Consider the following 23848-nt stretch of genomic DNA (forward strand, 5'->3'; position numbering starts at 1 on the left):
TGATCTGATTCTTAATGCTCATAACGACCGGAAATGTTAAAATATCCAAGTGTTTTCTGGTCGAAATGGTGATTAAAAATGCTCAGACGTAGCAGTACGATTCATCAACCGAATTTGTTTGGAACAGATTTGTTGATGCAACTTGATCCCAGTGATCCCTTGCTGAAGCTTGCATCAGCGATACCCTGGCAAGAATTTGAGGAATCATTTTCCATCCATTACACGGCGGCGGCAGGTGCGCCGAGTAAGCCGATCCGGCTGATGGTTGGGTTATTGATACTGAAGCAGTTAGAGAATCTGAGTGACGAATCGATAGTATTGCAGTGGAAGCGCAATCCTTATTACCAGGCTTTTTGCGGCATGAAAGAATTCCAGCAGAAGCTGCCTTGCCATAGCACGGAGCTGGTGCATTTTCGCAAGCGCATAGGTGCGCAAGGTGTAGAGCGGATTTTCCAGATGAGCGTTGGTTTGCATGGGGAATCGGCGCTGGAAGATGTGGTTCATGTTGACACGACTGTGCATGAGAAGAACATCACGTACCCGACAGATAGCAAACTAGCGATCAAGATTATCAATCGCCTCAACAAGATTGGCCCCGCCCACGGCATTTCACAGCGGCGTACTTTCGTCAAAGAAGTGAAGTCACTGCGCCTGGATATTCGGTACTACCGGCACGTGAAGAAAAGAGCTAAGGCCAAACGCGCATTAAAGCGGCTCAGAACCATTGCAGGTGTATTGATACGGGAACTCAGGAGGGAATTACCGCAGCACTGTCTGTTTGAATGCTATCAACGGGACTTTCTATTGTATGAGCGCGTATTACGGCAACAGCAAAACGATAAGAACAAGATCTACTCATTGCACGAACCGCAAGTGTACTGTGTCGCCAAGGGGAAAGACCACAAACAATATGAGTACGCTAGCCAAGCATCGGTCGCCAGTACCGCAAAAGGTAATCTGATCGTCGGCGTAATCAGTCACGAACAGAATCTGCATGACAGCAATACGTTACCAGAGATCTTGCGTCATGTTGAGATTTCGCGCGGGAAAGCAGCCAAGCAAGCCGTATGCGATCGCGGCTACCGCGGCAAACGTGAAGTCAATGGAACCCAGATCATTTTGCCCGGAAAAGGACTCAAGAAAGATACCCGATACCAGAAAGACAAGAAGCGAAAACAGTGCAGGAGGCGTGCCGCGATTGAACCCATTATCGGCCACCTGAAATCGGATTATCGAATGGCGAGGAACTATCTGAAAGGCGCTATTGGCGATCGCATCAACCTGCTGATGGCTGCTGCCGCCTGGAATCTGAAACAATGGCTGCTGGCCATTTTTTGGCTCTTTTTCCCATGGCGGAAACTGCAAATTTATCGGATTCCTTGATGGAAATTTAAACTACCAGGGCATGCATTTTAGTAAGCAAGAGTTTCCCCGGGCAGCTTTTCCAGAACAACTGTCGTTTGATACTTTTTCAGGGTCGACTAATTATTATTGCGACAACAAGATAACTCAGAAAAAGAACAAATCCAAGATTTATGCCCGTTCCTATCCAGTTTATAACAGACTGCATTGTTGGAAATACTGGCACAACACCAAATAAGATAACACTGATTAAAGGAATAATTCCGAATAATACAAAACAGACTTTAACTTCGCCAAAGTTATTTGATTATCTCTTGGAAGGCTTTCTCAATAACTACAATAATCAAATTTCACATAAATTTTACATACATTTCACAAAAAGATCACATATGTGAAAAAATAATATAAATTTCTGATTTAATTCAATTCTCAGACACTCTACTCAGCACTAGGTACTATTGATCCGGCCATTAAAAAGATTGATTAGAATCTCCGTATTCCGGCTTTCGCCGCTATGACAAATCGAACTATTTAATGGCCGACTCTATAAGGAAACTCTGATTAAGTTGATTACATTCATGGTTCGACAAGCTTGTATGGTGTTTCTGGCTCCTTCTTGAGAGACTGGAAGGAGCCGGGGTGGAGGGACATCGACAAGCCTCTGCCGTGCAGCGGACAGACTCAGTGAGAACTCTCCCACCCACACCCCGAACGTCGATGAAGAATCTAGCGGCTGTGCATTGACCGCCGAGTTGCGTCGCCTGCTGTTTAACGCTGCAATGGCCGCCGCCAAATCCAAAGCTTGGAAGCCTATCTATGAGCATTACCGCGCCCATGGCTGGAGTACTACCGCAGCACTGGTAATCATCGCCCGCAAAATCGCCCGCGCAGCCTGGTCTATTCATCATTACCATTCAACTTTCGACCCGGAAAGGATTACAAAAAATGCTTGACGCGAACCATAGAGTCTCACCACGAACGTAATCAATATATTACCGTTCGTCCTGAGCCTGTCGAAGGACTTAATCAGAGCTTCCTTCATAATAAAAAACCCCGTGACAAGACCGCGAGAAATCACATGTTGAATTTTATGACTCTCTACTCTCCTTCATTTCTGGATAGGTAAAAATAGCTTTACCACATTCATTTATCCCAATAACCTGAAGACATATGCGAGTTCTGTGTACTTCCAAGATCCGTACGTAAAATATGCCGCTCAAAACTATTTAATGGCCGGATCAATAGTTGATGAATCGTACCGCTACGTCTGAACATTTTTAATCACCATTTCGACCAGAAAACACATGAATATTTTAACATTTCCGATCGTTATCATCATTAAGAATAAGTGTATTTACAAATAATATCATGTACTTATAGATATTTCAGGGTAGACTAACTAACAATAGCAGAGCTTAATTCTACTCTCAGATTGTTCAGTTACAGGAGACCACTTCAAGCTGCAGATCCCAGCTGACCAGCATAGATGTCACTATGTGAAAGCCAAAGTGACTGTATTACGTTATCTGGATGGTAGATTAACGATCTTGCATGGGCTACGAAAAATTGTTAAGTATGACAAAACAGGATAGGTAATAAAACAAAATGAAAAGTTGCTGTGTAAATACGCCGCCTCAGCTTCGTAATGACCCCCAGTACGGGTTCACTGCGTTTTAAGGAACCTCTGAAAAACTGTTATTTCGAGCATGGCGAGAAATCTATACTGTTGATTGCCAAAGATTCCTCACTACGTTCGGAATGACAAAGGTGAGTTAATCAGAGCTTCTTTAATTTAAAGCGGACAATCTATTTGTTACAAAACCGGATATTTCTATTTGTTGCTAACAGGCAACAGGTAAAAATTCCAATCTTGTCAATAAATGACGAAATACGGCGTCATATTCTTCCTTGAATTTTACATTTGATGTCTTCAGGAAGATGCATGAGTGCGAATCTTATTGGCAAATCAAAAGTTTCTTTGGCATCCCACAAACCTTGCATTCTGATTAAATATTGCATAGCCAGAGCAAAATTCAAAATAGATTTTCGACTTCCGTTGGTGATGTAACCGGGTTTCACAAAAAATTTGCCGTGTAATGTGTTGCCATAGGTTGAAAAATAAATATCCCGCTTCACAATAATTGCGCCCTATCCTGTACATCGCACTTGTGGCAAACCTACATTTCTCACAAAACGAAAGCTTGCAAAAAACTCTCTTCTTAACCTTGATCAATTAGGCTATGTAACAGTTAACTGTTGAATTTTCTAATTCACTGATGACAGATGATTTTTTGATAACCATGAAAACATATAACCAATTGATTAAAAATCAATCGTGTTATTTTGCAAGTCATTTTCTACAATCAATTGTGACATAACCATCAATTACTCTTTTCAAGATCAATTGTCGAACCAACTTATCGCAACAATTCAGAGTTGGCACAACTCGTGCTTTATAAGTATTGCAATTTGAAAAAGGCAAACTCTGCGAAAGCAGGGGACGCAAAGTCACTGATCTAAAGGGCAAATACCCCACGATGGCAGGACTGCCATGAAACACAACTCGTCTCAGTCGCATACATGAATTAACATGCATCGAACAAAACGGCTTTGTTGCGTATCCATGCAGTTCCGTCCTTTTATCTTAAGGAGGAATCTAACATGAACATTAACAATCAAGTATTACAAACTACCGGCTCACTGACACCGACCGCCAGAAAATCTTTTCAGACAAACCAAGCTAATATAAGCGATATTATAAAGCGCTGCATCTTTTATAATTTCACAGGAATCAATACTAAAGCTGGACAGGCATATGCCCGACTACTTATATTATTATTCATCATCAGCATGGTTTGGGTTCTCTTCGGAACAGCGCATGCCGTCGGCGCAACGTCCAACTCAGTCAAATGGCATCCAGGCCATTACTATACAATTTTAAGCGATAAAAATAATTCTACATATATGGCGCAAATATACAGCGAACTAGAAAACACGCCCGCTCTGCGCGGAGTACAAATTCGTTATTCATGGGCAGAACTGGAAACATCCTATGGTGTGTATGACTTCACTTCCATTGACAAGCGTCTTGCCGAACTTGCTGCACGAAATAAACGCCTAGTCATTCTGCTGCAGATGAAATCATTCGATCCTAAGATATATCCCGTCTCAGACTATCTCAAAGCGGTTGAGTATGAGGGAGGCGTATTTTCTTTTAGTAATAATGGCGGTAGCACCATAAATGGTTACAATATCAAACTGTGGAATCCTAATCTACTTTCGCGCATGGTTAAACTATTTGAAGCGCTTGGGAATCGCTACAACTCCCACCCTTACTTTGAGGGTATTGGCCTAACTGAAACAGCTATGGGGACTCCTACAAAACCGATAACTAGTGCTCAGACAAATAACTTTTACAATAACATGCTCATAGCAAACCAAAGAATGCGTGATTTTTTCCCAAATACTATGACGTTCCAGTTTACAAACTACCCGCGTCCGATTCTAGAATCATTCATAGGAAACCTGAGCGCGATGGGAGCAGGGTTAGGTGGACCAGACACCTTCATTGAAGAACCAGGATTACTCTATCCAGGATCTCCAAAAGGTGTCTATAATTATTATCCTGTACTTTCTGGGAAAGTACCCCTGACACCTTCGGTGATGCAGACAAATTACAAGAATACTCGATATGATGGAACAGGCCATGAGCCAACTGTCTTGGAGCTTCTCACTTTTGCACGGGACACGCTGAAAGCCAATTATATATTCTGGACGCGGGATCCAGCATATTTTCCAAAAGTACTAGAGATGTTAAATTGGAAAGATCAAACCAGCGATCCTGCAGGTGGGCTGGATCCAACTTGTCCTAGCGCATATTCCTCCTGCGTTAACTAGAAATTTCTTGAACAGAGACCCACTGGGTGAAGGACCGCACCTCACAAGGTACAGCCTTCACCTCGATCAAATCTCAGCTATTTTTTGATCACGCCGCGTGAAATTTAAGGTTCTCAAACAGAAATTTGTTCACAAAATTCAATGAAACTGTTAAGGTAAATTACCCCCGGCAGAGCCGGGGGCTTATCGCAGGAATCCTTCCAATGGGCTGTTTGTGAACCACTAAAGCGGCACCTACCTTCCCAGTTTCAACTGATCATAACATTAATCTTCTTTTTTCCGATCTCCGATATACGCTCTAATCATCTCTTCGTTCGGCCCAACCGCAGATACAGAATACCCACGAGTCCAGAAACTTTCTTTCGTAAAAATCCTTCCTCTGCCCAATTGGCGCACTATGCTATCGCGCTTTTACCTTTGATAAATCCTACCACATGCGACACCGAGTACTTTGGTGGAATAATTATGGAAGCTCTGATTAAGTCCTTCGACAGGCTCAGGACGAACAGTAATTTTGTCATTTCGAGCACAGCGAGAAATCTATAGTGTTGATTTGAAGAGATTTCTATCTGTGCTCGGAATGACAAAAATGAGTTATTCAGAGTTTCATTATGCACATAAGGAAGAGAAACGAGAGCTGGATAGGCGGTTACGCGCCAGCACCGTGTCAGTACGAGATCGGCAGCGCGCACAAATCATTTTGCTGAGGGCTGAAGGGCATACGCAGGAAGCAATCGGTGCGAAAGCCGGAGTGACACGTGTGACCGTGAATTATTGGTGTCAGCGTTTTGCCAAGGAACGGTTGGCTGGTCTCACGGATGCGCCTGAACGTGGCCGCAAACCTTCGTTACCCGATACGGCGGTCAAGAAAGTGTTGGTGACAGTAACGCGCCCGCCCGCTAATCTGGTGCGCTGAAGTTGCCGTACCATGGCGCAAGCGGCGGGTATTTCGACGGCCAGCGTACAACGCTTGTGGGCTGCAAACGACACCAAGCCGCACCTGACCCGAACCTTCAAGCTGTCGAACGATATTCATTTCGAGGAAAAATTCTGGGATGTCATCGGCTTGTATCTCAATCCACCGGAAAAAGCGCTGGTGCTGTGTTGCGACGAGAAATCAAAATGTCAGGCGCTGGAGCGTACTCAGCCGGGCTTGCCGCTGGGCATCGGGCATATCAAGACCACAACGCACGATTATATTCGTCATGGAACCTTGACTTTATTTGCTGCGCTAAACTATCTGGAGGGGAAACTGATCACAACAATCTCCAAACAACACCGGCATCAGGAATGGCTGGCGTTCCTCAAGAAAATCGAACGGGAAACACCGAAAGATTTGGATATCCATCTGATTGCCGACAATTACGCAACCCACAAACATTCCGAGGTAAACGCCTGGCTGGCCAAGCACCCCAGATTCCACATGCACTTCACGCCAACTTCATCCTCATGGCTTAACCTGGTCGAGCGTTTCTTCCGCGTTCTGACTGACCAGATCGTCAGTGGCAGCTTTACTTCAGTTAAGGAACTGTCAGATAGAATCTTTAACTATTTGGCTGACCGCAATCAAAATCCCAAACGTTATGTCTGGAATGCCAAGGGCGAAGAAATTTTGCGGAAAATTCAGCGTGCTCGTAACGCCATGATGCAATCGCAGGTCGCTGTTTAAATGTATGAGCATTTGAGAGACACTACACTAGTGTGAAGCACATCGGAAATCCGTGTGCGGGAAAACCGCAGGCAAGGCTTGATGAGAGAGAGCAGGTGAAAGCATGTTCTCTACTATACCCTAATCTACTCTAATCTACTCTAGTACCTCCCCGTAAACTCGTGCTACGCCTTGTGCCATGCTACGGTCGGAAAAGCGCGTCGACTGCGTCTGCCACGCGGCCTCTCGCATGGCTTGCCAGTCGTGTTGACCATCCATCAGTGCGGCAAGCGCACCGGTAAGTGCTCTCGCGTCTCCGTGGGGTACGATCAATCCCGAGCGGCCGTGATCGATCACCTCGGGGATGCCTTCCACGTCCGATGCGATCACCGGCACACCCACTGCCATCGCCTCCAGAATCACCATCGGCATGCCCTCGCCGAACAAGCTGGGCAGCACGAAGGCATCCATTTGCGCAAACTCCGCATTCACATCACGTGTAAAGCCCGTCCAATCAATCGCACTGGCAATATTCAGGCGCGCCGCTTGGGCATGGATCGCTGCCTCGTACTCAAGAGTCTCGAACGGCCCGACCGCGCGCAGCCTTACTGCACGGCCCTCGTCGCGCAGATGCGCGACAGCTTCGATCAGCACCTCGATCCCTTTGCGTGGACGGAAAAGAGCCACACAGCCGATCACCCACTCGTCGCGCGGCAGGACACGTTCGAGCAGGGGCCCCGGTGTGGGTACGCCGTTGGCCACCATGCGGATTCTTGCAGTTGCATACCCAGCAGCGCGCAGGTAATGCTCAAGACTATTAGACACTGGGATCAGCCTGGCCACACCGGCCATGCTCATGCGCTCCGTCAGAGCGTTGATGTGGTTGCGTACCGCATTCTCGGTATCGCGCGTAGTGGGGCTGTGCACGTGATGTACCATGGGCACTCCGGCCAGGACCGAGGCCACGCGCCCAACCAGAGCGGCGCGCGGGGTGTGCGTATGAACCAGCCGATAACCCTGCTGTCTCACGATGCGCGCGAGCTTGGCGCCGCAGCCCAGGTCGAATCGCGAAGTCATCGGAACCATATGCAGCGGGGCGTCCTTCGACATGCGCTGTTCGGGAAACTTGTCCGGCTTGATGCAGGCAAAACTCACCTCGTAGCCGAATTCCGCGAGGCGTAGCGCAAGCAGGTCCTGGACACGCTCCGCCCCTGAATATAATTCGCCATTGATGACGTGGAGAATACGCATAAATCAGATTTCCTGCATTTGCCTGAGCCAATGACGGGCATCGTCGAGGCCGCTGCTGATCATATCGATTAACGCCGCGACATCATCCGCGTAGTAATCTCTCAACAGCCTGGCAGTCTCGGATGAAAGGACTGACTTGTCTGCCGACCGGCCATTGATGCGCTTGTACCATGCAAGCAGCTGCTGTTTGATGTGCGGGTTACGGTTGAAATACGGCTCTAGTCGATCATTCACCCACAATCCCAGCCGCTGCATCCACACCCGGCGAGGGCTGAAGGTAACATTGGCGCGCACGAAATCGAAACTATCGTAGAAAGACTCGTCCAGCTCCGCCCAAGCGCATACCTCTCGCATGAAACCGCGCGGATCACGTTGTAATCTGTCCAGGGTCATGACCTTGATTTGCCTGCGCGGGAAGCGGATGAAATAGTCGCTCAGGTGGGCCGCATAGCGACCTGCATCCGGTACGCGAAGGAACCATTCCGCGAGCCCTGCCGTGCTTGGGTCGATTTCACCGCGCTCATAGCGCATGCATAGCGTGAAATAATCGTCGAAGTGCATGGACTCAGGGATGAAAAAGCGCGACTTGTGAAACTGAAAGCTCGACAGCAGCCGGTCAATAGGGTCGCGCAGGATGAAAAGCAGCAGTGCATCCGGCACCACCGACGCAATCGTTGGCGCGGCAAACGCACTGTCCGCAAGATACCCGGGCGAAGCCTCCATTCGTACTTGCCCGGGCCGAGCGCCGGGATACTGTGCTTCGTAACCAGCCAGATCGAGTGGCCCCTCGTTCCGGAAATAATCGGTCTCCTTGCGCGCGGAACCAGCAACCTGGGGATGTGCGTTGAGATACGAATAAACTGAGGTGGTGCCGGCTTTTTCCGTACCACCGAGAATGAGATAACTATAATATGGCATTCAGAACCTATTCACTCTGGAGTTTGTCTCAGGGCAACCTTAGCGCACCTGGCAAAGTCAGGAAAGCTTTCGATGCCATAAATTATAAAGTGTTCTGCTATAAATCGCTATCGGTCAAGCTGAAGCTTATCGGGAATATCATCTCCAAGTCAATGAAATAACACTTCCAGTACCTCTAGCTAGCCTCGGCATCCACTTTTAGCGATTCATAAGCAACTTCCATGTATCTGTCAGAACCAAGTTTCATACCTTTCGACCTGCCAGGCCTGCTTCCACAGAAATGCCAAACGCCCCAGTCCCTGGTGCCAGCGCTTATGGAAGGATTGTGCAGCATCGCGAGTATATGAAAGATACGCACGAATTGAGCGCACGGGAAACGTATCCCCAACAATTCAATGTGTTGAAAACACATGGGTGACTTGCTTCCCCAACGGTACTTATTCGGCCAAAACGCCATATGTAAATGTTGACATAATTCGCCGGCAAAATCTGCAAAGTGAAATTCCAACAACTCGGCATCCGGAAAGACCGGGGGTTGATTTCCATTTGCGCGCAGGTAGGTGCGCGATGAACCAAGTTTGTTAGCAAGTGTACGTGGATAGGGAATAAACGCTCTTTTTCATAAAAGATCAAAATACTGGAAAGTGGGTGGATTGTCAAACACACTAATAATCCTGCAGCACCTCCCGCTAATTCAAACAACATTTGCTGCAAAATAAAATTTATGAATTTTTTGCGAAATCTATGTTTTGAGGCAAAGCGAAACCATCTGACTCAAGTCAGTTTTTAAAATTGGCTACTTTTCCCTGGAAAACACCCTTCGAACATACTTTACCCCGGTTGGCGTATTATAGAGTCGGCCATTAAATAGTTCGATTTGTCATAGCGGCGAAAGCCGGAATACGGAGATTCTAATCAATCTTTTTAATGGCCGGATCAATAAGACGAATCATTAAAGACTGGTACGGTTGATTTTATTCCAAAGGCAATGGATTTATACAAAGTCTCCCAGTCCGGAAGGAAGTAATGGAGGAATAATCCACGTACTTTCTCCCAGAAGTATTTATTACGCTTTGCATTTTGTTTTGCCCGTTGAAGCAAGAGACAACAATGCTGCTGTACCTGATCGACCAAAAACGCCAGCATCATCAAACAGGCAAAGACAGTGGATAAATACCGGTAACCGTGGCCGAAGTTATGTTCGAAGTGGTAGCCTTGTGTTTTCAGGGTATTAAAAGTTTCATTCTCGATTTTCCAGCGTGCGCGCCCGGCGCGCATGAGTTGCATCAGATTCTCAGGCGTGATCGTAATGTCTGTTACCCAGGAAAAATGTTGGGTTTCGCCTGAAGGGTGATATTCCCGGTATTCCAGAAAGTTGACCTCAAGTTCAAAGTTGGCGTCGTTTAAAGGAGCGCCATTGAGGTAACGGAAACTGTGTCTGATACCATTGCCGTCGATAAATTCATCAGTTTTTACTCCCTGGACGGTATTCACCCAGTCAAACAGAAATTGATGGTCGGTTTGTTTGGCGCCGAGGATAAAGTGCAGGTTCAGTTTTTGAAGCAGACGAATATGCGGCGCATTGGAAGCCAGACCATCTTCGATCACAATGAGTTTCATATGCGGATGTTCACGCCTGAGTGCGTTTAACAATCGCACTGCTGCAGTGCGTTCACAGTCGTTTTTGCTATACCCGTCTTGTTGCATGATCGGCTCCGGCGCCAACGGGAATACCTCGGCTTGATCCGGGTGAACCAGCACGGCACTGAGCATCTGGTGATAGTATGTCACACGACCGTCACCGTGATGTTTCTGGCAGCATTGTTCACAATGCACTGGTGAAGAAGAAAAATAGCCCGTTCCATCAATGGATAAAAAATAATAACCATCCAGGTATTCAAATCCCTCCAACCCTTTGCCACGCTGAAGCACGTGCAGTATGCGCCTAAATGACCGGCGCAAAAGCTCAGGGGAGACATTATCCAGTCGTTCCCGTAAATAAGTATCCGATGGCGCGCGGTCAATGCCATACAAGGATTTCAAATTAGCCCGAACCAAATCATCTTCCCTGCCTTGGTCAAATTGCAATAATGAAGGATACTTTAAGCTAAAAACCGCAAATCCCGACATCAAACAATCGCTCAATGGGAATACTTTGCCGTTTCCATTGTCTTCTATCCTTTCAAAACAGGCGCGAACTTCCTTGATTAAACCGGGCGCGCTTAAATACCGGCGAAAGGCATATTTCGGCATAATACTCACCTATCACTTTAATTTATGCTCCCATAATATTGTAATTTAGTTAAAAGTTCACGAAAACTTATTTTTAAAGACCGCTGAATCGCTTTATTTTCCTTGTGTCTGTGTATGAGCGGGAATAGCTGATAATCCTGTGTAGAGAACAAATAAATTGTCCGGATTATCTTAGGCCCAGGAAGGTTAGAGATGAAACGAACGGAATTTCTTCAGGAAACACGGAAGATGAGAATTGAAGAAGCCTATGAAGGTTGTAAAAGCGGGTGCCTTACGCATGCAGAAGCGGCTCTACTGCTTGGTGTATGTGATCGCACATTTCGGCGTTATAGAAGCAAATATGACGAAGGCGGACTGGATGCGTTGATGGATAAGCGCCTGACTCAGGTCTCGCCTCGTTGTGCACCCGTTGATGAAGTGATGCAGTTAACGGAACAATATCAAAGTCGTTATTCAGGTTGGAATGTCAAGCACTTCACGCATGGTATTGCAGGGATGGCGGTACGCGTAGCTAATCGTCCCTGAAAAAGTATCAAACGACAGTTGTTCTGGAAAAGCTACCCGAGAAAACTGGCGCCTACTAAAATGCATGCCCTGGTAATTTAAATTTCCATCAAGGAATCCGATAAATTTGCAGTTTTCGCCATGGGAAAAAGAGCCAAAAAATGGCCAGCAGCCATTGTTTCAGATTCCAGGCGGCAGCAGCCATCAGCAGATTGATGCGATCGCCAATAGCGCCTTTCAGATAGTTCCTCGCCATTCGATAATCCGATTTCAGGTGGCCGATAATGGGTTCAATCGCGGCACGCCTCCTGCACTGTTTCCGCTTCTTGTCTTTCTGGTATCGGGTATCTTTCTTGAGTCCTTTTCCGGGCAAAATGATCTGGGTTCCATTGACTTCACGTTTGCCGCGGTAGCCGCGATCGCATACGGCTTGCTTGGCTGCTTTCCCGCGCGAAATCTCAACATGACGCAGGATCTCTGGTAACGTATTGCTGTCATGCAGATTCTGTTCGTGACTGATTACGCCGACGATCAGATTACCTTTTGCGGTACTGGCGATCGATGCTTGGCTAGCGTACTCATATTGTTTGTGATCTTTCCCCTTGGCGACACAGTACACTTGCGGTTCGTGCAATGAGTAGATCTTGTTCTTATCGTTTTGCTGTTGCCGTAATACGCGCTCATACAATAGAAAGTCCCGTTGATAGCATTCAAACAGACAGTGTTGCGGTAATTCTCTCCTGAGTTCCCGTATCAATACACCTGCAATGGTTCTGAGCCGCTTTAATGCGCGTTTGGCCTTAGCTCTTTTCTTCACGTGCCGGTAGTGCCGAATATCCAGGCGCAGTGACTTCACTTCTTTGACGAAAGTGCGCCGCTGTGAAATGCCGTGGGCGGGGCCAATCTTGTTGAGGCGATTGATAATCTTGATCGCTAGTTTGCTATCCGTCGGGTACGTGATGTTCTTCTCATGCACAGTCGTGTCAACATGAACCACATCTTCCAGCGCTGATTCCCCATGCAAACCAACACTCATCCGGAAAATCCGCTCTACACCTTGCGCGCCTAGGCGCTTGCGAAAATGCACCAGCTCCGTACTATGGCAAGGCAGCTTTTGCTGGAATTCTTTCATGCCGCAAAAAGCCTGGTAATAAGGATTGCGCTTCCACTGCAATACTATCGATTCGTCACTCAGATTCTCTAACTGCTTCAGTATCAATAATCCAACCATCAGCCGGATCGGCTTACTCGGCGCACCTGCCGCCGTCGTGTAATGGATGAAAAATGATTCCTCAAATTCTTGCCAGGGTATCGCTGATGCAAGCTTCAGCAACAAATCATTGGGATCAAGTTGCATCAACAAATCTGTTCCAAACAAATTCGGTTGATGAATCGTACTGCTATGTCTTAGCATTTTTAATCACCATTTCGACCAGAAAACACTTGGATATTTTAACATTTCCGGTCGTTATGAGCATTAAGAATCAGATCATTCAAGCATAGTATCAAGTGCTTGTGGATATTTCAGGGTTGACTAGCTAAAGGAATGAATGGGGCAACACAAGGCCAAAAAAAGGGAGCCAAAAGGCTCCCGTTCTGGATAAAATATCAGTATGAATAAAGGTCAGCTTCCTTTCTACGCCCCGCGATAAACCCAATTAAACCTAAACCAGCTAACAACATAGCATAGGTTTCTGGCTCCGGAACCGCTGTAACAACATTCGTAAATACAAACGTTTCATCGTTATAATCAAGATCTCCACCGCCATGCAGATCTTCAAATCCTACATACGTTCCAGTTGGAATGCCATGAACAACATCACCAGAAAATGAAGTTGAATAGACGTGATTAATTCCATCATTATTAAGTGATTTGTCTGAATATAATGTTTCTCCTGTGGAAAGCACATTCAATTGAAATGTAAGCACATCTCCTACGTGTACGGAGCTCAAGTTAACAAAATCTCCCATACTTGAAGTGTGATTGTTTAAAACCCCGGCAGCAGATTCAGGGGTTATTACACCATTCACCAGTAATGACAAAGTGTTAGTATATCCGGCTGATTCATCATAAAAATAAGCACCAATGCTACCCGTAGCTGTTGCAGTGAAGGTGTAGAGATTTATATTCTCAGTTCCGAAATTTGGATGTGGAATTGCATCTGCCTTGGCATTCGATATTGATAGTAAGGCCCAAAAGAGTATTATCAATCGAATTGGATTTCTCATCACTGAACTCCAGAATTGAATTTTGTTACGAATAAATTATGCAACTATCTGTTACACAATGGAGTTGCATATGCTATAGAGGTGCATATCGAATTCATAGAGAGATATGTCATGAAATCGGTAGTAAGGATGTCCTTCAATATACTAATTCATAAACTACTTTATATTCGACTTCTCGCTAAATGAAACGGAGTTCTCAATTTTCTTCGTTATATTTCAACAATATTAAACAGTGCGTTTTGGAAAACCGTTTAGCAATAAAGGGAAGTAAGGGTAAAGATAACCCGTGCTAGGTGCTAGGGATCGGGCAGCATGCCCTCTTTCGGGTGCATATCCTTTGCGCCGGATGGTAACGTAATTCAGATACGCATAAAAAGAAGCGACTGAGTCATTTAGGCGTTATTTTTATCAGAAACTAAACTATTTAATCTCTGCCGCCATGGATCGATGAGAATTCGCCATATCCAGATTAGCCTTCACAGCTTGTTCGTATAAATTAATTAAGCTTTTACATTGGGATTGCAATGCTAACCCCTCTTTTCCATAGTTAAAAGTTACTGTTCCATATGATTCAAGCATTTTCTTTTGTTCTTTTATTTTTGACTGCATTTCCCTGGCCACATCTTCATAATGCTTCGCAAGTGATTCATGATCGCAACGAGTTGTAGCTTTAAGAATAGCTTCCGGCGTATCTCTCGGAATACGATTAGTCTGTGCGCATGAAGTAAGAAAACCCAATAAGCCAAAAACAATCAATAGTTGAATAGTAATTCTCACAGCATGTCCCTTGTCTATAGCCAATAAATGCCCTAAAAGAAATAGTACTATAATATTATTATTCACATTATGAAATCGCGCTTCCTCAAGTAAATAATCAATCAGAACCGTTTGGCAATAATGAAAAATCGGGATAAAGCTAAACCGGATTCAGGAAGGAATTTGAATCACAGAGAATTGAAGGTAAAGAATTAAGTGTTCTTTGTAATTAATTGATGATATTTAACTATTTTAATAACACTCGTTTTTATTTTTACACAAACTCCCCTTCTTCTCTTTTATGATCGTTTTTTAGCCTAACCAATTTGGGCAAAAAGCAAACAGTTGTCCTAAGGAACTATCAGGCGCTCAGGTGACAAGCCATAGCAAATGCGCGTAGAGGATTAGAAGGTATGTGAGCCTCCACAATACGATCATTTAGCAGGGAATATAGTGTGTTCTGAAGCTTTACGTCTCGAAATCACAAAAATCTGGCCTCACTTCTTCCCCATAATTCGTTATGATCGCTCGAGTCCGGCAGACACCAGTTGAATAGCTAATTAGAGATGGCGTTGATAGCGTCCAATTAATTCACCCTGACCAATGATATGGCCTTGCATAGCCTTTTCAAGTGCAGCTTTGTTTGGATGCTGCAGATCTGGCAGTACGGTGTCCAATGCGTGCAGCTTATGATAATAACGGTGACTGCCTATTGGCGGGCATGGACCACCGTAGCCTGCGCGCTTCCAGTCATTAATTCCTTGCAAAGTGCCTGACGGGAGATTTTTTTCTGAAATACCTTCAGCCAAACCGTTAGCGCTGGGAGGGATGTTATACAGTACCCAGTGTACCCAAGTCATTTTAGGCGCAGATGGATCCGGGGCATCCGGATCATCAACGATTAGCACCAGGCTTTTGGTGCCATCAGGAATACCTGTCCAGTGAAGTGCCGGTGAAATATCTATTCCATCACAAGTATAATGAGATGGAATAGAGTCATTATGAGAAAAAGATGGCGATGTGAGAGTCAGAACGGTCAGAATCAAAGCAGCCATGATTTTATTCTCTCCTTTAAAATGATCGAATACCGCCCTATTCTTTTATCATAAAAAAAAGAGCTTCGTAAAGTTTTTTCTTTTTATGGCAATAACTTCCGTCTCACTATTTATGCGTGTATCCTCATGTCTAACATATAAAAAAATGTAGGGGTGATACTATGAATACCTTTACCAAGCTGGTACTGGGCATGATGGGACGGTTGCGAGCAAAACCTGCAAAAGGTGATGCGGCAACTTCGATTTTACTACCGCCACCTGAGAAACATGGCGGCCTTCCATTGATGGAGGCACTCGCCATACGCCATTCTTCCCGTGATTTTGCACCTGATCCGCTGTCTATGCAGTTACTTTCAAATCTTCTGTGGTCAGCTTATGGGATTAATCGCACGGATGGCGGACGCACGGCGCCTTCTGCATTGAATGCTCAAGAAATTGATGTGTTCCTCGCGTTACCTTCGGGAGCATACCGCTATGATGCTGCAGTAAATGAATTGCATCTGGTGGCGGCAAGTGACTTGAGGCGCATTACGGGTTATCAAGATTTTGTCGATGAAGCACCACTGGATCTGGTGTATGTGGCCGATTACACAAGAATGAATCTAGTGCCGGTAGGACAACGAGAATCCTATGCCGCTGTCGCAGCGGGTGCTATTACCCAGAATGTATACTTATTCGCTGCCAGCAATGGTTTAGCTACAGTAATTCGCGCCTGGATCGATCGCGTTGCGATTGCCGATGCACTTGGATTGACGCACGATCAACAGGTATTGCTATCACAAACAGTCGGGTACACAAGAACAATGACATAATAGCCGGGCTGGCAATTTTGATCGCTGGTTAGATGACAAAGAAGCCTGATGACAGATTAGATAATTCCGCTCTAAAAAAGTAATAATCATCAAAAAAAGCGGAAACTGAGCAGTTAATCATGTTGAGAATATCAGACAATCTGGCAATACCCTTAGGTGAGATCGAAATCCAGGCGATACGTTCACAGGGTTCCGGTGGACAAAATGTAAACAAAGTATCGACTGCGATTCATTTGCGTTTCGATATAAAAGCTTCATCACTACCAGAAATATACAAAGAAAGATTATTGTATTCAAATGATAGTCGAATCTCTAGTGAAGGCGTTGTTATTATCAAGGCGCAGCGGTATCGCAGTCAGATTAAGAACAAAGAAGATGCACTCAATCGCTTATTGGAGATTATCAAGAGTGTCACTATCCAGGTGAAGCCGCGGGAACCCACTAAGCCAACCAGAGCTTCTAAGACAAAGCGTTTGGAAGGCAAAGCGATTCAGAGTCGCAGAAAATCGTTGCGCGGCAAGGTTGAAGAAGAGTAATAATATTTTAAATTGCAGCGGTCCCATGGATACTGCCCGCATAAATTATTTTTTCGCCAAGTCACGGAACCCGCTATTTAACCGGATTGGCCCCGGCAAAGCTAATAAATTAATTTTTCACTAAAACGAATTCGAAATTGTCAGCTCGCATCGATTCGCATGACTTAATTTTGTGAGGTATTTAAAATTACTATGGATATCGCAACAAACGAAAAAATAATAGTTGCGACCAAACTGTGGTTGGAGCGTGCCGTCATCGGCCTCAATCTGTGCCCGTTCGCGAAGGCCGTACACGTGAAAAATCAGATAAGCTATAGGGTGAGCAGTGCAACCACACATGAGGATTTGCTAAATGACATGATGCACGCACTGGAAATATTGGCTGAAACATCAGCAGAAAATATCGACACAACCTTGCTGGTTCATCCCTATGTACTCATTGATTTTCTCGACTACAACGATTTTCTCGATGTGGTCGATTCGGCGCTGGAAGGCATGGGTTTAGAAAATGTGTTGCAAGTCGCCAGTTTTCACCCGCAGTACCAATTTGCCGGGACGCAACCGGATGATATCGAAAACTATACCAACCGGTCGCCGTATCCTATGATGCATCTGCTGCGCGAAGCCAGTGTCATGCGGGCGGTGTTGGCTTTCCCAGAGGCTGGGAAAATATTCGATAAGAACATTGCGACATTGCGCGATTTGGGTCACGCAGGTTGGAATGATTTGGGGCTGGTTAAGATCAACCCTCCTTTGGAGAATGAATCAATGCGCAAAGAGCTATAACAGTGACGCTAGCTTTCTCTTTACTTACCCCCGATTGCGTCATGAACGCGCTGGATAGCCTGGGATGCCACAGTGATGGCCGATTGTTAGCACTGAACAGCTATGAGAACCGCGTCTATCAGGTTGGCATGGAAGAAGGCTTGCCGCTGGTAGCAAAATTTTATCGGTCAGGGCGTTGGACAAATGAAGCCATACTTGAAGAACACGCTTTCGTGCAGGAATTGGCCGAGCGCGAGATTCCTGTGGTACCTGCATTGGTGTTGGGTGGAAAAACACTGCACACTTTCGAAGGATTCCGCTTTGCCGTTTTTCCCAAACACGGCGGACGTGCGCCAGAATTTGAAGACCGGAACACACTGGAATGGATAGGGCGTTTTTTGGGTCGTATCCACGCCATTGGCGCACTTAAGCCGTTCCAGCATCGCCCCACACTGGATATAGCGAGCTTCGGTGTAGAGCCGCTTGATTTTTTACTGACAAATAATTTTATCCCGGCTGATCTTAAAACTGCCTATCGTAGCGTAGCAGAGCAAGCACTGGCTGGCGTGCGTCTTTGCTTTGAACGTGCCGGCAACCATATAAACGCATTGCGTCTGCATGGCGATTGTCATGCGGGCAATGTGCTGTGGACGGATAGCGGCCCGCACTTCGTAGATTTTGACGATAGCCGCATGGGCCCTTCTGTGCAGGATTTGTGGATGTTGTTGTCGGGTGAGCGTACAGATATGGTGCGGCAGTTAAATGACGTGCTATCGGGGTATGAAGACTTTTACGATTTTGATTCAAATGAAGTGCATCTGATCGAAGCCCTACGCACCTTGCGCCTGATTCATTATTCTGCCTGGCTGGCACAACGATGGGACGACCCAGCCTTCAAACAAGCTTTCCCGTGGTTTAATACGCAGCTCTATTGGCAAGAGCGCTTACTGGAATTACGCGAACAGATCGCGCTGATGGACGAGCCGCCGCTAGGACTGGTTTGATTGATATTTTGCTAAGGTTTCAAGTTTCTCCAATCGATTCGAAATGCTCATGAGAGAGGGATTCATATCATCGTCTGAAATCAACTATCCATGAGCATCTGGTTTTTTGTGAAGTAAAAGTTACTCACATTTTGAAATGTACCTCCGCTTTTCCGGAGTTTTCTGGAGTCCATACAGAGGAACAACAGGCAATTAAAACCCGATACATGAGCGGGTTAATTTTTGTTTCTGTTGCATAGCTTGTGCTTCTTGCACAATAAAAAGTCTTATTCAAGAAATCATACTTTCTCAATGTATCGGGATTGCTTGATCCAATAGCATCAGGTGAAACCCTGCTCAGTTCCAGAACTTTAAACGCTGCTGATAGCCTTTCCTTCGCTTAACAAAAGAGCATCTTCAGTTATTGATAAATCCCCAGTAATATATTTTTTCATAACTATCATTACTTCATTCAAGTGGTATTCCTTTTTGGAGAGGATATATTTCTGAAGATCTTTAGCTATTTCATTTTCTTTATCAATGAAGTCCGTTTTTACTAGATCCTTTAATATTGCTTCTTTTATAGATTCAAGCGATTTGGTTTTTGTTAGGTTTTGAGAAAATATGTGATATCCATGATCGTGAATTGGATTACCTTTAGGTGTAACGCCATATTGCAGTCCTTTATTGGAATTAAACGGGGATATGCCTAATTCACTAAAATATTTGTCGCTTTCAACTGACGTATCCGCCATATTTATACAGCTTTTAAGCATATCCTCTTGAGATTCGATAATTTCACAGATTTCCCAGGCTGAGAAAAGTACTGCTAGTTCATATTTTTTCTCTTTTCTAAAGAAAATCTTTATTTGTTTCGCTATCGTCGACTCATTGAAATTGTCTTTATTTTGTATACGTATTTCATCCAAAGCTTTCCAGCCCTCATCGCTCTTACCTGCTAACTGCAGGTACATAGGCAATCTTAAATAATCTTGAATCATTAATTCTTCGGATCCGTTTGCCGAATACGCCTCTTTCAGCTTCTCACAAGCCTCGTCATATCTTTTTTCTTTCTTTAGTTGGGTGGCTTCTTTGAGTAAATCTCTGGCCCTGTGGATCTCCTTAGCATCCAAATTAAAATAACCGGCGGTCAAAAATTCCTGATTCAAATCAGATATCGATTTTTCTACTTTTGAAGTAGCGGTAAGAGTTATGAAAGGGTACTCGTTTGCATATTGTTTTAACTGGTGGAGATTGTCGCTGGCTACTCTCAAACGGGAGATTTTTGTACTTGGATTCTTTGAGTTATTAGAGATTTGGAGTGACTCATTGATAATGTCAACCATTCTTTGCGCACACTGAATTATTACTTGTTTGTCTTTATTTGAGAAATTCAGAGGCTTGGTGATGGGGACCTGCTCGACATTGCTTGCTTGTTTAAATGGGTTTTTAAAATTGTCTGTAATAATTAAGAAAATTACATAAGCGCCAAAAAAAACCAAAATAAAAACTAGAAGTTCCATCATTTACCCCATTTTTACTAAAGTTCATTATACGCCACTCGGATGTTTAGGCATCTTAGAAAGCATCTGGCCAGCTTTTCATCCCGCCGCATATCCTGCGACCATCAATCATATAACAACAAATTCAATAATACGCGCATTGGTTGGCAATTTAAAACCATGCTGTTGCAATCGGGTTGCAAGGGATTTAGTCATTGTTTACGCGCGCGTATTGGTCTCAAAACCCTTTGTGATAAGGTTGCGATCGGGCTTCAAGAAACTTAGTCATTGTTTAGTCAGGCAAATAATCAGCCAACTGCACAAGCGCTATGGACAAATCTTTTGGCTTACTCGGTTCTGGTAATTCTTGTTCTCTGGCCAACTTGCACGCCAGTTCGTGGAAAGCTTTAATTACCGGGTCTGAATGCTTTGTTTCAAGCTTGGCTATCCGTGTTTCAAGATTTTTCACTTTGCTCCTCCAATTTTTTAATGCGTTCTTCAAGCTCATGATCTTTAATCATGTTTGATATTGCTACCAAGATATAAGTCAATCGAGTGGCATTTTGTGGATCAATGGAACCGTGCCTTGCATCAGCGTACACTTTGGCTAACTCACGGCGACAATCTTTTATGCTCGATAACCTTACCTGTTTCCTGGGGGTAGGGGTAAAAGGAATTACTTCTCCTTCAATAGGTTGTTGATCGTCATCGTTACCATTTTTACTCATTTCTGCCCTATTGGATCAACCCTTTATTAATCATTTCCAGTAACGTGAATGCATCATACTTATCCTTGGGTATCTGCATCTCGAATGTGTACTGATCCCGGATAGCGATTGTCAGAATCACGTCATCCGGACCGCTGTCCAGATCGGTAATGATTGCACGCTGTGAATCTGGTTTCTCTGCCAGCATAGCCAATACTTTCAGCCGCCGTGATTCGCGTTTCAGCTCTGAATCATCGATAATATTTTTTTCAATATCCTCGGTATTCGTGCTGCCAAAACTGCCAAAAGGTGGTTTCGGCGGTTTTGGCAGTTCCATACCTGGGACATTCTCAAAATTTTCAATGCTTTCGATTTGTTTCAGTTTTGCCAGATAGCTCATTTGGTCACCTCATTCATGACATAAACACACTTTGGCCTTCCGCCTGTTTCTGATATTTCAACTTCGATCAAGTGTCCATAGTCAACTAACAAATCAATCGCCGCTTGTGCCTTGCTGGGTGTTTCCAATCCTGCCCAGCCTTTTCGGCGTATCTCTCGTGCTGTGAATGGCTTATCCGGTTTGTTTGCAAATAATCTTTTAAGAAGGGTTTTTGCTGCATCGATATCCGGCCTTGTGGCAAAGCTATACACCCGGCGTGCATGACTCTCTAAATACTCAGCATAGGCGATAGCGCGGAGTAATGATTTTTCATCAATTGCGCTATAGCCTTGTTCGCACAAGTGATTGATTAGTGCTAGAGAAGGTATGAGTTTTCTATATTTCGATAGGTGTGATACAAAAGATTCATGCTCTTCACCTGAACGCAGCCGCCTTTCAATACTCCCGCGCCATTCAGAGAACAATGCCTGTGCCTTATCGTCAAAATGCAGAAATGGAACTTTGCAATATTCATCTGATTGAGCACCAATCTCGAAAGGGTTTAAAGCATCCAGTTTGCTAACTAACTGGTGCATGGCTTCTTTAACGCTAGAATCCGGATAACGATCCACTTCCTTCCAGTTTTTAGAGATATCGGGGTAAACCATTAAGCCGAATCTTTGCAATAAACCATCTGCACCCGCGCCGCCGCCTACTGCATCACGCACATATTGACTTAACACGCCTGGCTGTATGCCGCCAATGATTGATATACAGAGTGCTGGCACATGCAATGCTTGACCACGTCCAATCCGATCAAAGGTATATCCCTTATCGCCATCAGCGCCCGTCAAATAGAATGCTCTGGCTGGTTCCTGCCCATTGCTATCGAGCTGTTTAAGTAACCCAATGAGCTCATCTGATTCGATTAATAACCCGTTAGGATTTTGTATTAATAAATCACCTAACGCCTCATAGGTACTATTGTTTGTAATGTATCGCTTTAAAATCGGTGCATCGTCAATAACATCAGGTTTCAGTAATCCCGATACATCAGCTTCGCAATTTTCTTGAAGTTGTTTCTTTGCTGCGGATTTATTGGCCGATTGTTTAAGCTGGCAAAGCAAAGCTTTCGTTTCGTACTCAGCGCATTCGGTTTTATACCTATCATAAGCATCAGCGGCCAATTTCTTGATGGGCGCTAATACGGCCGCTTGTGCTGGGCTTTTGAGAGTACCGGAATTGCCAATGCTTGCGCCCCATAAGTTAGGGATAACCGTCCAATCATCATATTTGAGCGGGCGCACGCCTACTTTGCGACCGATTACAGCAGCCAGCATGATGTAGACTGTTACACCCAAATAATCAGCCGGGCACTGCATACGCTGTGCAATATCTTTGACATAATCACGCGCACCCTTGGGTAGATAATCAAAGTCAAACGGCATGACAGCAGGCATTGAAGGCAGCGGACTTGGTGCGGTTTTGTTTTTATGAACTGCATCAGTTCTATCTGACATTTCATTATCGAAATGTCTTTCTTTTGCACGGTCGATAGCTTCGGCAATAACAACATCATGAAAAGCTTTCTGTGCTTCTGGTGTTGCTGGTATCGTTTCGTAGGGGTCGATCATGCGGCCTCCATTTCCGATCGTGAGTAAATCATCGTGTACGCCGGTTCGCCGCGCTTAACTGCACTCATGTTAAAGACTGCCAATGTTGCCGGGTTTATTGATTGGATTTCAGCCGTCAAATCGGGCAGGATTGATGCGTCATGATCGTAGTAAACAATCTGAACATGAAGACCGGCTAAATATTCAAAACGAAGGCTGGTTACCGGTTGGTCTTGAGTGATAACAATCCGTGGAAATGCCGCACCAAGTTTCCAGTCCGTGGTCACAATAACGCGCATTGCAGGAATTAAACCCTTACGCCGTAATTCATCAAGCTTTTTACCGAATGGCGGGTATTTTCGAGTATGATTAGGGTGTGCATTTTCTAAAGCCGTCCGTCCCAGGGGCGGCTTTTTTATGGTCGCCTGCATTCCTACACCTCAGCCCGATAGTTGATCGGGTCTGCAAGAAAACGATGCAATTCCTTGTTGCAATAAAAAGTACACCGTATGCCCATTCTTTCAGGCTGCGGAGCTTTACCTTCTTTAGATAACTGTCTGAACTTCTCTTTGCTTATCGGAAGGAATTTCTTGAATTGTGAGAATCGACTTTTGCCGGTAGCGGGTAATGTTTCTGGGGTGGGTAATTGTTGCTGTTTAGTTGTCACGGTAGGCATCC

General features: G+C 45.0%; 24 protein-coding genes, 1 pseudogene and 1 riboswitch. Of the genes and pseudogenes, 10 read left to right on the forward strand and 15 right to left on the reverse strand.

Features of this window, described 5'->3' with window-relative positions:
- Positions 1-78 precede the first annotated feature (78 nt).
- Together NIT79A3_RS08920 and NIT79A3_RS08925 are read left to right on the forward strand one after the other, a co-directional pair.
- A complete protein-coding gene (locus tag NIT79A3_RS08920) occupies positions 79-1383 on the forward strand; it encodes an IS5 family transposase (RefSeq protein WP_013965881.1) in 1305 nt (434 codons plus the stop codon).
- A 731-nt stretch (positions 1384-2114) separates the two neighbouring features.
- On the forward strand, positions 2115-2315 hold the full coding sequence (locus tag NIT79A3_RS08925; protein ID WP_156797050.1) for a hypothetical protein: 201 nt from the start codon (positions 2115-2117) through the stop codon (positions 2313-2315).
- 943 nt (positions 2316-3258) lie between these two features.
- Here the strand turns inward: NIT79A3_RS08925 and NIT79A3_RS08930 are convergent.
- Complete coding sequence (locus NIT79A3_RS08930; RefSeq protein ID WP_041360280.1) at positions 3259-3498, reverse strand: hypothetical protein; 240 nt, start codon at positions 3496-3498, stop codon at positions 3259-3261.
- A gap of 331 nt (positions 3499-3829) precedes the next feature.
- Positions 3830-3916, forward strand: a riboswitch (cyclic di-GMP riboswitch).
- Positions 3917-4023: 107 nt separating this feature from the next.
- Between NIT79A3_RS08930 and NIT79A3_RS08935 the strand changes: the two genes are divergently transcribed.
- Together NIT79A3_RS08935 and NIT79A3_RS08940 are read left to right on the forward strand one after the other, a co-directional pair.
- A complete protein-coding gene (locus tag NIT79A3_RS08935; protein WP_013965882.1) occupies positions 4024-5259 on the forward strand; it encodes a hypothetical protein in 1236 nt (411 codons plus the stop codon).
- Positions 5260-5848: 589 nt separating this feature from the next.
- Positions 5849-6928 (forward strand): annotated as a pseudogene (locus NIT79A3_RS08940) (IS630 family transposase).
- A gap of 135 nt (positions 6929-7063) precedes the next feature.
- Here NIT79A3_RS08940 and NIT79A3_RS08945 read toward each other — a convergent pair.
- Positions 7064-8158, reverse strand: coding sequence for a glycosyltransferase family 4 protein (locus NIT79A3_RS08945; protein ID WP_013965883.1), 1095 nt, complete (start codon positions 8156-8158; stop codon positions 7064-7066).
- A gap of 3 nt (positions 8159-8161) precedes the next feature.
- Positions 8162-9076, reverse strand: coding sequence for a sulfotransferase domain-containing protein (locus tag NIT79A3_RS08950; RefSeq protein ID WP_013965884.1), 915 nt, complete (start codon positions 9074-9076; stop codon positions 8162-8164).
- Positions 9077-9356: 280 nt separating this feature from the next.
- Here NIT79A3_RS08950 and NIT79A3_RS18740 point away from each other — a divergent pair, with 280 nt between their 5' ends.
- Positions 9357-9494 carry a hypothetical protein gene (locus tag NIT79A3_RS18740; protein WP_156797051.1) on the forward strand — a complete coding sequence of 46 codons (138 nt, stop codon included), beginning with the start codon at positions 9357-9359 and terminating at the stop codon, positions 9492-9494.
- A 518-nt stretch (positions 9495-10012) separates the two neighbouring features.
- Here the strand turns inward: NIT79A3_RS18740 and NIT79A3_RS08960 are convergent.
- Positions 10013-11329, reverse strand: coding sequence for a hypothetical protein (locus tag NIT79A3_RS08960; RefSeq protein ID WP_013965885.1), 1317 nt, complete (start codon positions 11327-11329; stop codon positions 10013-10015).
- Positions 11330-11521: 192 nt separating this feature from the next.
- Between NIT79A3_RS08960 and NIT79A3_RS08965 the strand changes: the two genes are divergently transcribed.
- Positions 11522-11854, forward strand: a complete 333-nt coding sequence (locus NIT79A3_RS08965) for a helix-turn-helix domain-containing protein (protein ID WP_013965886.1) — start codon at positions 11522-11524, stop codon at positions 11852-11854.
- 88 nt (positions 11855-11942) lie between these two features.
- On the opposite strand, the gene NIT79A3_RS08970 is transcribed toward NIT79A3_RS08965, so the two are convergent.
- The 4 genes from NIT79A3_RS08970 to NIT79A3_RS08985 all read right to left on the reverse strand — a co-directional run bounded on the left by NIT79A3_RS08970 (position 11943) and on the right by NIT79A3_RS08985 (position 15873).
- Positions 11943-13247, reverse strand: a complete 1305-nt coding sequence (locus NIT79A3_RS08970; RefSeq protein WP_013965887.1) for an IS5 family transposase — start codon at positions 13245-13247, stop codon at positions 11943-11945.
- A gap of 194 nt (positions 13248-13441) precedes the next feature.
- A complete protein-coding gene (locus tag NIT79A3_RS08975) occupies positions 13442-14062 on the reverse strand; it encodes a PEP-CTERM sorting domain-containing protein (RefSeq protein WP_013965888.1) in 621 nt (206 codons plus the stop codon).
- A gap of 420 nt (positions 14063-14482) precedes the next feature.
- Positions 14483-14905 (reverse strand): hypothetical protein, encoded by a 423-nt coding sequence (locus NIT79A3_RS08980; RefSeq protein ID WP_013965889.1) that lies wholly within the window; start codon positions 14903-14905, stop codon positions 14483-14485.
- Between the two features lie 473 nt (positions 14906-15378).
- Positions 15379-15873: a YbhB/YbcL family Raf kinase inhibitor-like protein gene (locus NIT79A3_RS08985; RefSeq protein ID WP_013965890.1), complete on the reverse strand. Its 495-nt coding sequence runs from the start codon at positions 15871-15873 to the stop codon at positions 15379-15381.
- 161 nt (positions 15874-16034) lie between these two features.
- Here NIT79A3_RS08985 and NIT79A3_RS08990 point away from each other — a divergent pair, with 161 nt between their 5' ends.
- The 4 genes from NIT79A3_RS08990 to NIT79A3_RS09005 all read left to right on the forward strand — a co-directional run bounded on the left by NIT79A3_RS08990 (position 16035) and on the right by NIT79A3_RS09005 (position 18990).
- Entirely contained in the window at positions 16035-16685 is a 651-nt protein-coding gene (locus NIT79A3_RS08990) for a nitroreductase family protein (RefSeq protein WP_013965891.1), read from the forward strand.
- 119 nt (positions 16686-16804) lie between these two features.
- Positions 16805-17221: an alternative ribosome rescue aminoacyl-tRNA hydrolase ArfB gene (gene arfB / locus NIT79A3_RS08995; RefSeq protein ID WP_013965892.1), complete on the forward strand. Its 417-nt coding sequence runs from the start codon at positions 16805-16807 to the stop codon at positions 17219-17221.
- Between the two features lie 192 nt (positions 17222-17413).
- The gene (locus NIT79A3_RS09000) at positions 17414-18007 is read left to right on the forward strand and encodes a DUF1415 domain-containing protein (RefSeq protein WP_013965893.1); all 594 of its coding nucleotides are present in this window, start codon (positions 17414-17416) and stop codon (positions 18005-18007) included.
- A gap of 2 nt (positions 18008-18009) precedes the next feature.
- A complete protein-coding gene (locus NIT79A3_RS09005) occupies positions 18010-18990 on the forward strand; it encodes a serine/threonine protein kinase (protein ID WP_013965894.1) in 981 nt (326 codons plus the stop codon).
- Between the two features lie 350 nt (positions 18991-19340).
- On the opposite strand, the gene NIT79A3_RS09010 is transcribed toward NIT79A3_RS09005, so the two are convergent.
- The 7 genes from NIT79A3_RS09010 to NIT79A3_RS09040 form a co-directional block, all read right to left on the reverse strand.
- Entirely contained in the window at positions 19341-20492 is a 1152-nt protein-coding gene (locus NIT79A3_RS09010; protein ID WP_156797052.1) for a hypothetical protein, read from the reverse strand.
- 271 nt (positions 20493-20763) lie between these two features.
- Entirely contained in the window at positions 20764-20940 is a 177-nt protein-coding gene (locus NIT79A3_RS09015; RefSeq protein WP_348225591.1) for a hypothetical protein, read from the reverse strand.
- Positions 20927-21199 carry a hypothetical protein gene (locus NIT79A3_RS18745; protein ID WP_013965897.1) on the reverse strand — a complete coding sequence of 91 codons (273 nt, stop codon included), beginning with the start codon at positions 21197-21199 and terminating at the stop codon, positions 20927-20929. Before NIT79A3_RS18745 ends, NIT79A3_RS09015 begins: the two co-directional genes overlap by 14 nt.
- Positions 21200-21206: 7 nt before the next feature.
- The gene (locus tag NIT79A3_RS19120) at positions 21207-21578 is read right to left on the reverse strand and encodes a hypothetical protein (protein ID WP_013965898.1); all 372 of its coding nucleotides are present in this window, start codon (positions 21576-21578) and stop codon (positions 21207-21209) included.
- Entirely contained in the window at positions 21575-23191 is a 1617-nt protein-coding gene (locus NIT79A3_RS09030) for a YfjI family protein (RefSeq protein WP_013965899.1), read from the reverse strand. The genes NIT79A3_RS19120 and NIT79A3_RS09030 overlap by 4 nt, the downstream gene beginning before the upstream one ends.
- Complete coding sequence (locus NIT79A3_RS09035; protein ID WP_013965900.1) at positions 23188-23601, reverse strand: hypothetical protein; 414 nt, start codon at positions 23599-23601, stop codon at positions 23188-23190. The genes NIT79A3_RS09030 and NIT79A3_RS09035 overlap by 4 nt, the downstream gene beginning before the upstream one ends.
- A 2-nt stretch (positions 23602-23603) precedes the next feature.
- Entirely contained in the window at positions 23604-23837 is a 234-nt protein-coding gene (locus NIT79A3_RS09040) for a hypothetical protein (protein WP_013965901.1), read from the reverse strand.
- Positions 23838-23848: the final 11 nt, after the last annotated feature.

The organism is Nitrosomonas sp. Is79A3 (assembly GCF_000219585.1).
GTDB lineage: Bacteria > Pseudomonadota > Gammaproteobacteria > Burkholderiales > Nitrosomonadaceae > Nitrosomonas.

Excerpts from the sequence above, each read along its gene's own strand:
- NIT79A3_RS09035 (WP_013965900.1), bottom strand. The coding sequence starts at position 23,601 with ATGCAGGCGACCATAAAAAAGCCGCCCCTGGGACGGACGGCTTTAGAA.
- NIT79A3_RS18740 (WP_156797051.1), top strand. The coding sequence starts at position 9,357 with ATGCCAAACGCCCCAGTCCCTGGTGCCAGCGCTTATGGAAGGATTGTG.
- NIT79A3_RS08945 (WP_013965883.1), bottom strand. The coding sequence starts at position 8,158 with ATGCGTATTCTCCACGTCATCAATGGCGAATTATATTCAGGGGCGGAG.
- NIT79A3_RS18745 (WP_013965897.1), bottom strand. The coding sequence starts at position 21,199 with ATGAGTAAAAATGGTAACGATGACGATCAACAACCTATTGAAGGAGAA.
- NIT79A3_RS09010 (WP_156797052.1), bottom strand. The coding sequence starts at position 20,492 with ATGGAACTTCTAGTTTTTATTTTGGTTTTTTTTGGCGCTTATGTAATT.
- NIT79A3_RS08935 (WP_013965882.1), top strand. The coding sequence starts at position 4,024 with ATGAACATTAACAATCAAGTATTACAAACTACCGGCTCACTGACACCG.
- NIT79A3_RS19120 (WP_013965898.1), bottom strand. The coding sequence starts at position 21,578 with ATGAGCTATCTGGCAAAACTGAAACAAATCGAAAGCATTGAAAATTTT.
- NIT79A3_RS08985 (WP_013965890.1), bottom strand. The coding sequence starts at position 15,873 with ATGGCTGCTTTGATTCTGACCGTTCTGACTCTCACATCGCCATCTTTT.
- NIT79A3_RS08965 (WP_013965886.1), top strand. The coding sequence starts at position 11,522 with ATGAAACGAACGGAATTTCTTCAGGAAACACGGAAGATGAGAATTGAA.
- NIT79A3_RS08950 (WP_013965884.1), bottom strand. The coding sequence starts at position 9,076 with ATGCCATATTATAGTTATCTCATTCTCGGTGGTACGGAAAAAGCCGGC.
- NIT79A3_RS08970 (WP_013965887.1), bottom strand. The coding sequence starts at position 13,247 with ATGCTAAGACATAGCAGTACGATTCATCAACCGAATTTGTTTGGAACA.
- NIT79A3_RS08920 (WP_013965881.1), top strand. The coding sequence starts at position 79 with ATGCTCAGACGTAGCAGTACGATTCATCAACCGAATTTGTTTGGAACA.
- NIT79A3_RS08990 (WP_013965891.1), top strand. The coding sequence starts at position 16,035 with ATGAATACCTTTACCAAGCTGGTACTGGGCATGATGGGACGGTTGCGA.
- NIT79A3_RS09000 (WP_013965893.1), top strand. The coding sequence starts at position 17,414 with ATGGATATCGCAACAAACGAAAAAATAATAGTTGCGACCAAACTGTGG.
- NIT79A3_RS08975 (WP_013965888.1), bottom strand. The coding sequence starts at position 14,062 with ATGAGAAATCCAATTCGATTGATAATACTCTTTTGGGCCTTACTATCA.
- NIT79A3_RS09030 (WP_013965899.1), bottom strand. The coding sequence starts at position 23,191 with ATGATCGACCCCTACGAAACGATACCAGCAACACCAGAAGCACAGAAA.
- arfB (WP_013965892.1), top strand. The coding sequence starts at position 16,805 with ATGTTGAGAATATCAGACAATCTGGCAATACCCTTAGGTGAGATCGAA.
- NIT79A3_RS08960 (WP_013965885.1), bottom strand. The coding sequence starts at position 11,329 with ATGCCGAAATATGCCTTTCGCCGGTATTTAAGCGCGCCCGGTTTAATC.